The following is a 9,392-nucleotide window of genomic DNA, read 5'->3' as shown; positions in this document are numbered from 1 at the left end:
GCGGCGGGCGCGCTGCACCGTGACGTGAAGCCGGGCAACGTGCTGCTGGCCGCGGACGGGCCGCGCATCATCGATCTGGGCGTGGCCCGGGTGCGGACCGCGACCACCCTCACCGAGACGGGTCTGCTCGTCGGCACCCCCGGGTTCATGTCGCCGGAGCACGTGGCGGGCGGCCGGCACGTGGTGCCCGCGTCCGACGTGTTCTGTCTGGCGTCGGTGCTCGCGTACGCGGCGACCGGCCGGGACCCGTTCGGCGACGGGCCGGTGGCCGCCGTGCTGTACCGGGTGTCGCAGGCGGAGGCCGAACTGGGGCCGATGCCCGAGGAGTTGGCGACGGTTCTGCGGTCCTGTCTGGCCAGGGACCCGGCCGAGCGGCCGTCCGCGGCCGACGTCGCCGACACCTTCGGGCGGCTGCGGGACGCGGCGCACGCGCCCGACTGGCCGGACGCGGTGCGCGAGGCCATCGAGGCGGAGCGCCGCGAGGTGCGGCAACTGTGCGCGGCCGGCGGCGCGTTGGAGCCGGTGGCGGCGGCGCCCGCCTGGCCGCGGGCGCAGGACGGGTCGCTGCCCGAGCCGACGGCGCTCGACTCCCCGGCGACCGCGCCCCCGGACGCCCCCGCCGTGCACCGGCTGCCGACGATGAGCTCACGGCCGCCGCAGCGGCGGCGCCGCCGGGGACCGGTCGTGACGCTCGCGGCGGCCCTCGCCCTCGGTGTCCTGGGCGGGCTGCTCGCCGTCTGGCAGCCGTGGGCCGGTGACACCTCCGACGCGAAGGCGGGACCCCGCACCACCGATCCGCGGCTCGCGGCGCGGGCGGGCGTCGACGAGCACGGCACCGGCGACCGCTCCGGAACCGTCGAGCAGCTCGCCGGGCAGCGGCCCGCGGGCTGGCACCCCTGGCAGGGGAAGCTGCGGCACGCCCCGTACGCGTGCGCCGCCGACACCCACGCGATCGTGTGCCTGCTGACGAACGGCACGTACGACGCGATCAGTGCGGTGGACGGCCACCAGTTGTGGAAGTCGGGCCAGTTGGACGTGGACGAGGACGTCGACGAGGCGTACGTCGGGCCGACCGGCGGCATGTTCATCCCGGGCGAGGCGATGGAGCCGCAGGTGCGCGGCGGCCGGACGCTGATCTCCGTGGACACGGCGCTGCAGATGCGGGACTCGGCGACCGGGAAGGTGCTGTGGCGCGGCCCGGCCGGCTCGGGCGCCACCGGCATGGGCACCCGGCCGCTCCTGACGGACGAGGCGGTCCTCACCTACCAGGCGGGCAATAGCATCACGGACCGGATGCCGGAGATCCGGGCGTACGCGCCGCGCACCGGACGGCTGCTGTGGCACCGGCAGTTCGCGCGGGAGGCACAGGGCAAGGTCGAGACGAACATGTTCACCATGCAGGCCGTCAGGGACGGCGTGGTGTACGCGGACAGCCCGGACGGACTCGCCGCGTACGACACCCGTACGGGCCGGCGGCTCGGCACGGCGTCCGTGCCCGACGGCTGCCACCAGGTGCTGGCCGGCGAGGACACGGTGATCTGCTCACGGCGCGAGGACGACAGCGGCACCCTGCACGCCGTCCTGCTCACCCCGCGCACCCTCCGCACGATGCACGGCACGCTCACCTACGAGAAGGTGCCGCACGGTTTCCCGTTCGCCACCGTGACCGCCGTGACCGGCCGGGCGGCGGTCGCGTACGACCCGGCGGACCGCAAGGTCGCCGTCGCCGACCGGGCCACCGGCCGCGTCGTGCGCGTCGAACGCCTCAAGAAGACGAGCGTCCCCGCGTCGCGGCCGCTGGTCCTCGGCGACCGGATCGTGTACGCCGACGCGGAGGCCCTGTACACGATGCCGCTCGACGGCTCCGGCGGGCCGCGCCGCCATCCGGTGACGGGGGCGCCGGGCGACCGGCCCGAGGGCTCCGCGGGCACGTCGATCATCGCGGAGCAGCTGCGGCCGCCGGTGGTCCTGTCCATGGGCGGCGTCGCGCATCTCGTGTACGACGAGGGCGCCGTGGTGTCGGTGGCGCTGCCGTCCGCCTGAACGCCCCGCCCGGCCCCCACCGCCTCCTCCCCGTCACCGCCTCCTCCCCGTCACCGTCACCGCCGCCGTCACCGTCGCCCGGAGAGTCATGCTCACCGCACTTCCCGCGGGTTCGCCCCGTCGCATCGGTCCCTATCAGCTGCTCGCGCGGGTCGGTGCCGGCGGCATGGGCGAGGTGTTCCTGGCCCGCCGTGCCGAGCCCGGCGCGCGGCTCGTGGCGCTCAAGGCGGTCCGCGGCGACCTGGACCCGGACGACGCGTTCCGGACGCGGTTCCGGCGGGAGATCGCGGCGGCCCGCGCGGTCTCGGGCCCGTACACGGCCCCGCTGGTCGACGGGGACGCGGACGCCGAACCGCCGTGGCTGGCCACGGAGTTCGTGCCGGGTCCGTCGCTCGCGGACGTGGTGGCCCGGTGCGGTCCGCTGCCGGTGCCGGCGGTGCGGGCCCTGGGCGCGGGCCTGGCCAGGGCGCTGTCGGCGGTGCACGGGGCGCGGCTGCTGCACCGGGACCTGAAACCGGCCAACGTGCTCCTGACCGCCGACGGCCCGCGGCTGATCGACTTCGGCATCGCGCAGGCCTTCGAGGCGACCGCGCTCACGGCGACCGGGGTGCTCGTCGGCACGCCGGGCTTCCTGTCGCCGGAGCAGATCGACGGATCGCGGTCGGTGGTGCCCGCGTCGGACGTGTTCTCGCTGGGCGCGGTGCTCTGCTTCGCGGCGACCGGGCGCGGCCCCTTCGACGATCCGGAACTCGCGTCGATGCTGTTCCGGGTCTCCCGCGCACAGGCCGAACTGGCGCGCGTACCGGCCGAGTTGCTGCCGCTGGTCGAGCGGTGCCTGCGCCTCGACCCGGCCGCCCGCCCCACCCCCGACGCCCTGGCGGACCGGCTCGCGCCGCCCACCGGACTCTTCCCCTGGCCGCCCGCGGTCCTCTCGCTGCTCGCCGAGCACCGCGAGGCGGTCGCGCCGTACGAGCGGCAGCGCGCCACGGACGACCCGGCGTCGGCCCCGACCGAGTCGGGCCTGCGGGTGCCGCACTCCCCGACGGCGTACGACCGTCCGCTGCCGCCGCCCGCGCCGCCCACCGTGCCGACCCGGCCACTCGGCCGGGGCCCGCTGCGCTGGGTCGCCGCCGCCTGCGCGGTGGCGGCCGGCGTCACGGCGACGGTGCTGCTCCTGCCGGACGGGAGCGGCGGCACACCACCTCCGGCGGCGGCGCCCACCGTCTCCCCCACCCGGTCGCAGCAGCCCGCCGCGCTGCCCGAGCGCACGGTCATGCAGTACGGGAACGCGGGCCACTCCGGCGAGTTCGGCGCGCAGGCCGCCGCGAAGCAGTCGCTGCCCGACGGCTGGCGGCCCTGGTCGGTGCCGCGCCCCGCCGTCCTCGCCGACCCGGGCGAGGGCTGTCTGCTGGCCCGCGCCACGCTGGTGTGCGCCGACAGCGGCGGTTCGGCGGCCGCCCTCGACCCGGCGACGGGCCGGCTCCGCTGGTCGGCGCCCGGCCCGCCCGGCACCCCGGGCGCCGCCACCGCGCCGCCGCCGGAGACCGACGGGCAGCGGGTCTACGCGGCGGGTGAACTAGGCGTCACGGCGCTGGATCTGACATCGGGTCAGCGGCGCTGGCGGCACCGCGCGCCGGTGACCGGTGCGGCCCTGTCGGACGGCGCGCTGTACACCGTGGAGTCCGGCTCCACGCTGTCCGTGCGGGACGCCGCCACCGGCGCCGAGCGTCGCCGCGTCCGGCTGCCGGGCCCGCTCCGCTCCCCCGCCGGGCTGCTCGTCCGCGACGGGACGGTGTACGTCGCGCTGGCGGACGGCGGCGTCGTCGCGTACTCCGCGCGGGACGGCCGGCGGACCGCGGCGCTGCCCGCGCGCCGCTGCGACGGTCTCATCTCCCACGGCGACGGCATCCTGTGCTGGGCGCGGTCGAGCGTGGGCGTCCACGTCCTGGACCCCGGCACGCTCGCCCACCGCCGGGTGATCGCCCAGGACCGGCTGGTGCGGACGGCGCCGGTGGTCGGCGACGGCGGCGTCCTGGTGGTGCTGACGGGCCCCGGGCTGCCCCGCCCCGACGACAGGAACCGGATCGCCGCCTACCGGTTCGACTCCGGCCGCCGGCTGTGGGACGTGCCGGACCGGGGCGACGAGCAGGCGGCGCTCGGCCTGGCGGGCGACCGGGTCATCACCCTGTGGACGTACGAGGCGTACACGCTCACGCTCGACGGGAACCAGGACGGGACGACGCTGCGCTCGCTGCCGTGGGCGGGCGACAGCGACGCCACGACGACCGGGCGCACCCTGGGGGCGCCGCTGTTCCGCGGCGGGGCCTTCTTCGGCTGGTCCCCCAAGGGGCGGCTGGTCTCGAACCGGGCGCTGTAGCCGCACGGCGGGTACGAGATCCGCACGGAGAACGTGCCGCCGTCGTCCTTGGTGGACTGCCCGTTCCCCGCCAGCGGCCCGAGGGGCCCCTTCCCGTACGTGTCCCGTCAGTCGCCCCGTACGACGACGAAGACGCCGCTCACCCGTCCCGCGTCGCCCGACTGCCACTCGGCGGTGACGCCGCTGGTCGCGGTGGTGCCCGGTTCCAGGACCCGGACGAACTCCGGGCGGCCGTCCGCGCCGTCGAGCCGGGCCCGCACCGTCTCGTCGAGCGCGCCGTCGACGCTCTGCGCGTGCGCGGGCACCTCGCCCTTGAGGAGCGCGGTCAACTCGGCGACGAGGACCGGGTCCCGGGTCCCGTCGTACACCCACCGGTCGCCGAGGACGCCGTGCACGAGCGTCCCGATGAGCGCGTCCTCGGGCGCGTCGGGCAGCGGGGCGCCGCGGTAGGTCAGCGGCACGTGGTACGTCACCGGCTCAGGACCCGAGGCGTCGGTGACGGCCATGAACTCGATGCCGACCGCGCCGGCCGGGTCGTCGAGCCGGAAGCCGCCGGCCTTGGTGAGGTCGGGGGCGCCGCCGCCCCGGTACCAGGGCTGCTTCGGGAGCCAGCCGGTGAGGAGTTCGAGCTTGGTGGGCTTCAGGGTGGTGTGGTGGATGATCGCCATGCGCGTCATCCTCCCCCCGGCACCCGGGCCCCGACAGCCCGCCCCGGCCCCGGAGTTCGGCCGGAATCCGCCGCAACCCTCCCGCAACTTCCACTCACCCTCCACGGGCGATATGGCCGATTCCGCCCCCTCGTACAACCTTGTGGCGCTTCACACCGCACGAGAGGCTGCCAACTGGCGTGAGACTGCGCCGAGTTGAGGAGGGGAACTCACACATGGCAGTGACCGTGCCAGTGTCGCGAAAGCGGCGAACGCGCTGGGCCGGGGGGCTCACCGTGCTCGCCACGACCGCGGCGCTTTCGGCCATCACGCTGCCCGCACAGGCCGCCCCCGCGCAAGGGCGGATACTCGGCGCCGGTGAGCCCGGCGCCGTGGCGGGCAGCTACATCGTGACCTTGAAGGGGGGAACCGAGGCCCCGTCGGAGGCCGGCAAGGACCTCGCCGCCAAATACGGGGCGAAAATACGCCACACCTACAGCAAGGCGCTCAACGGGTACGCGGTGAAGGTCAACGAGGCGCAGGCGAAGCGGCTCGCGGCGGATCCCGGCGTGTCCTCCGTCGTGCAGGACACGACGGTCGCCTACGACCACACCCAGAAGAACCCGCCGTCGTGGGGCCTGGACCGCATCGACCAGAACGACCTGCCGCTCGACAAGTCCTACACCTGGCCGGAGTCGGCGGGCGCCGGGGTGACGGTCTACGTCATCGACACCGGCATCCGCACCACCCACCAGGACTTCGGCGGACGGGCCACCAGCGGCTGGGACTTCGTGCAGAACGACGCCGTGGCCCAGGACGGCAACGGGCACGGCACCCACGTCGCCGCGACCGTCGCGGGCGAGCAGTACGGCGTCGCGAAACAGGCCGACGTCGTCGCCGTACGGGTGCTCGACGACGAGGGCTCCGGCACCACGGCCCAGGTCATCGCGGGCATCGACTGGGTGACCAAGCACGCGAAGAAGCCCGCGGTCGCCAACATGAGCCTGGGCGGCTACGCCAACGCCCAGCTCGACGCGGCGGTCCGCAACTCCATCGCCTCCGGCGTCACGTACACCGTGGCGGCGGGCAACGACGGGCTGCCCGCGGACCTCTACTCCCCGGCCCGGGTGCGACAGGCCATCACCGTCGGGGCGACCGGTCCCGATGATGCACGTGCGAGCTTCTCCAATTGGGGTACTCGGCTGGACCTGTTCGCCCCCGGCGTGGACATCACGTCCGCGTCGTACGCGAGCGACACCGGGAAGGCCACCTTCTCGGGCACGTCCATGGCGTCCCCGCACGCCGCGGGCGCCGCCGCGCTGTACCTCGCCGACCACCCGGCGGCCGCGCCGGCCGAAGTCGGCAAAGCGCTGACAGACCGGGCAGTAACGGGCAGGGTGACCGGTGCGGGCCTGGGTTCGCCGAACCGGCTGCTCCAGGTCGACAACCCGTAGACGAGAGGTGAGTTCATGGACCGGCCCCGTCGCTCACGACGGGGCCGGTCTTGTCCGTGTGCTTACGCTCGAGTAGGTACCGAAGCACCGGATTGTCCACCCGGAGACCGTGGAAGGCTCCTCCGGTACGCCCCACGATCCCCCCGCACGGCCCTCTCCCAGCACGTCGCTTCCGCAACCCCCGAATCCTCCGCGGACAGGAGCGGTCATGCCTGCACAGCGTTCGTCCTCGTCGCCCGCACAGAAGAAGACCGCGGCGGCCCCTGCCGAGAAGTCCACCGCGGCCGGGCAGCAGCCCGGCACGGTCGAGCAGCCCGGCACGGCCAGAGAGGCGACCAAGAAGTCGGCACAGAAGACAGCCAAGAAGGCAGCCAAGAAGACGGCCACGAAGACGGCCACGAAGACGGCCAAGAAAGCGGTGAAGAAGGCGGCGGCCAAGAAGACGGTCAAGAAGACGGCCGAGCAGCCCGCCCCCAGGCCCACCGCACCGAAGACCACCTCGACCCCACCGTCCGCCCCGGCCACTCCCGCCCCGCTCACCCCACTCACCCCGCCCGCCCCGCCCGCCCCGCCGATCGACATCACGACCGGCCGCATCCCGGTCCGTGACGTGCGGCCGGCCGTGGACCGGGGCCGCCGCCCCGCCAAGGCCGTCGTGGGCGAGGCGTTCCTGGTGACGGCCACCGTCTTCCGCGAGGGGCACGACGCGGTCGCGGCGAACGTCGTCCTGCGCGCCCCCGACGGCACGCCCGGCCCCTGGACCCCGATGCGCGAACTGGCCCCCGGCACCGACCGCTGGGGCGCCGAGGTCACCCCGGACGCGGTGGGCCGCTGGACGTTCTCCGTGGAGGCGTGGGGCGACCCCGTGTCCACCTGGCGGCACGCCGCGGGGATCAAGGTCCCGGCGGGCATCGACACGGAACTCGTCCTGGAGGAGGGCGCCTCGCTGTACGAGCGCGCGGCGGCCGGCATCCCGGAGGAACTCCCGGGACAGCTGCGTGAAACGGTTCTGCAGGCCGCCGCCGCCCTCCGCGACCCGGCCCGCCCGGCCGCCGCCCGCCTCGCCGCCGCCCTCACCCCCGACGTCGACGAGGCCCTGTCCCGCCACCCGCTGCGCGAACTCCTCACCCCTTCCGAGGAGTTGCCGCTCCTGGTGGAGCGGGAGCGAGCGCTGTACGGGTCGTGGTACGAGTTCTTCCCGCGCTCGGAGGGGGCCGTGGTGGAGCCGGGCAGGCCGCCGGTGAGCGGCACGTTCGCCACGGCGGCCCGGCGGCTTCCGGCGATCGCCGAGATGGGCTTCGACATCGTCTACCTGCCGCCCGTCCACCCCATCGGCACCACCTTCCGCAAGGGCCCCGACAACACGCTCTCGCCGGGCCCGCACGACGTGGGCGTGCCGTGGGCGATCGGCTCGCCCGAGGGCGGCCACGACGCGATCCACCCGGACCTCGGCACGCTCGACGACTTCGATCAATTCGTCGCGCGCGTACAGGAGTTGGGCATGGAGGTGGCGCTCGACTTCGCGCTGCAGTGCTCGCCCGACCACCCCTGGGTGGAGAAGCACCCGGAGTGGTTCCACCACCGCGCCGACGGCACCATCGCGTACGCGGAGAACCCGCCGAAGAAGTACCAGGACATCTATCCGATCGCCTTCGACCAGGACATGCCGGGCCTGATCGCGGAGACGTGCCGGATCCTGCGGCACTGGATGGCGCACGGCGTGCGGATCTTCCGGGTCGACAACCCGCACACGAAGCCGGTCGTGTTCTGGGAGCGGGTCATCGCCGACATCAACGGCACCGACCCCGACGTGATCTTCCTGGCGGAGGCGTTCACCCGTCCCGCGATGATGCACACCCTCGCACAGACCGGCTTCCAGCAGTCGTACACCTATTTCACCTGGCGCAACACCAAGCAGGAACTGACCGAGTACGTGGAGGAGTTGGCGGGCGACGCGGCGGCGTACATGCGCCCCAACTTCTTCGTGAACACCCCGGACATCCTGCACGAGTTCCTCCAGCACGGCGGCCGGCCCGCCTTCGAACTCCGCGCGGTCCTCGCCGCGACCCTGGCGCCCGCCTGGGGCGTCTACAGCGGATACGAGTTGTGCGAAAACGCCCCGCTACGACCTGGTAGCGAGGAGTATCTGCATTCCGAGAAGTACGAACTGCGCCCGCGTGACTGGGAGTCGGCGGCGCGCGAGGGACGGACGATCGCCCCGCTCCTGACCGCGCTCAACGCCATCAGGCGCCGCAGTCCCGCCCTGCGCACGCTGCGTTCGGTCCACTTCCACCACGCCGACAAGGACTCGGTGCTCGTGTACTCGAAACGGAGCGCGTCGAACACGGTTCTGGTGGTCGTGAACCTCGACCCGCACCACACCCAGGAGGCAACGGTCTCGTTGGACATGCCGCAACTAGGGCTCGGCTGGCACGAGTCCACACCGGTGCGCGACGAACTCACCGGCGAGACATTCCACTGGGGCAGGACGAACTATGTGCGCCTCGAGCCGGGCCGGGCGCCCGCGCACATCCTGACCGTCCTGCGACCGTCCACGCCGCGATGAATTCTCTGGAGCACAAGGGATTCGGAGGGTCACCCACACCATGATCATGAATGAGCCCGTCCCGGACACCTTCGAGGACACGCCCGCGAAGGACCGGGACCCGGATTGGTTCAAGCGCGCCGTCTTCTACGAGGTCCTGGTCCGCTCCTTCCAGGACAGCAACGGCGACGGCGTCGGCGACCTCAAGGGCATCACGGCGAAGCTGGACTACCTCCAGTGGCTGGGGGTCGACTGCCTCTGGCTCCCACCCTTCTTCAAGTCCCCGCTCCGGGACGGTGGTTACGACGTCTCGGACTACACGTCGG

The 9,392-nt window shown here is 73.9% G+C and carries 6 protein-coding genes; 5 read left to right on the top strand and 1 reads right to left on the bottom strand.

The genetic code is table 11. The annotated features are described in order from the left end of the window. On the top strand, positions 1-2,043 hold a 2,043-nt coding region (locus RBJ77_RS06955; protein WP_372344131.1), incomplete at its 5' end, for a PQQ-binding-like beta-propeller repeat protein. A gap of 88 nt (positions 2,044-2,131) precedes the next feature. Beyond that, positions 2,132-4,420: a PQQ-binding-like beta-propeller repeat protein gene (locus RBJ77_RS06950; RefSeq protein ID WP_372344130.1), complete on the top strand. Its 2,289-nt coding sequence runs from the start codon at positions 2,132-2,134 to the stop codon at positions 4,418-4,420. A gap of 107 nt (positions 4,421-4,527) precedes the next feature. Here RBJ77_RS06950 and RBJ77_RS06945 read toward each other — a convergent pair whose 3' ends face one another. Next, positions 4,528-5,088, bottom strand: coding sequence for a 1,4-alpha-glucan branching protein (locus tag RBJ77_RS06945; RefSeq protein ID WP_372344129.1), 561 nt, complete (start codon positions 5,086-5,088; stop codon positions 4,528-4,530). A 215-nt stretch (positions 5,089-5,303) separates the two neighbouring features. Between RBJ77_RS06945 and RBJ77_RS06940 the strand changes: the two genes are divergently transcribed. From RBJ77_RS06940 to RBJ77_RS06930, 3 genes are all read left to right on the top strand, one after another. Next, positions 5,304-6,521: a S8 family peptidase gene (locus tag RBJ77_RS06940; protein WP_372344128.1), complete on the top strand. Its 1,218-nt coding sequence runs from the start codon at positions 5,304-5,306 to the stop codon at positions 6,519-6,521. A gap of 208 nt (positions 6,522-6,729) precedes the next feature. Continuing rightward, positions 6,730-9,087 (top strand): alpha-1,4-glucan--maltose-1-phosphate maltosyltransferase, encoded by a 2,358-nt coding sequence (locus tag RBJ77_RS06935; protein WP_372344127.1) that lies wholly within the window; start codon positions 6,730-6,732, stop codon positions 9,085-9,087. A 40-nt stretch (positions 9,088-9,127) separates the two neighbouring features. Then, a partial coding sequence (locus RBJ77_RS06930; protein ID WP_372344126.1) for an alpha-amylase family glycosyl hydrolase occupies positions 9,128-9,392 on the top strand: 265 nt, incomplete at its 3' end.

Source organism: Streptomyces sp. KL116D, assembly GCF_030766975.1.
GTDB lineage: Bacteria > Actinomycetota > Actinomycetes > Streptomycetales > Streptomycetaceae > Streptomyces > Streptomyces longispororuber_A.
Note: the sequence above shows the minus strand (reverse complement) of the source record. Positions and strands in the feature narration are given on the sequence as shown.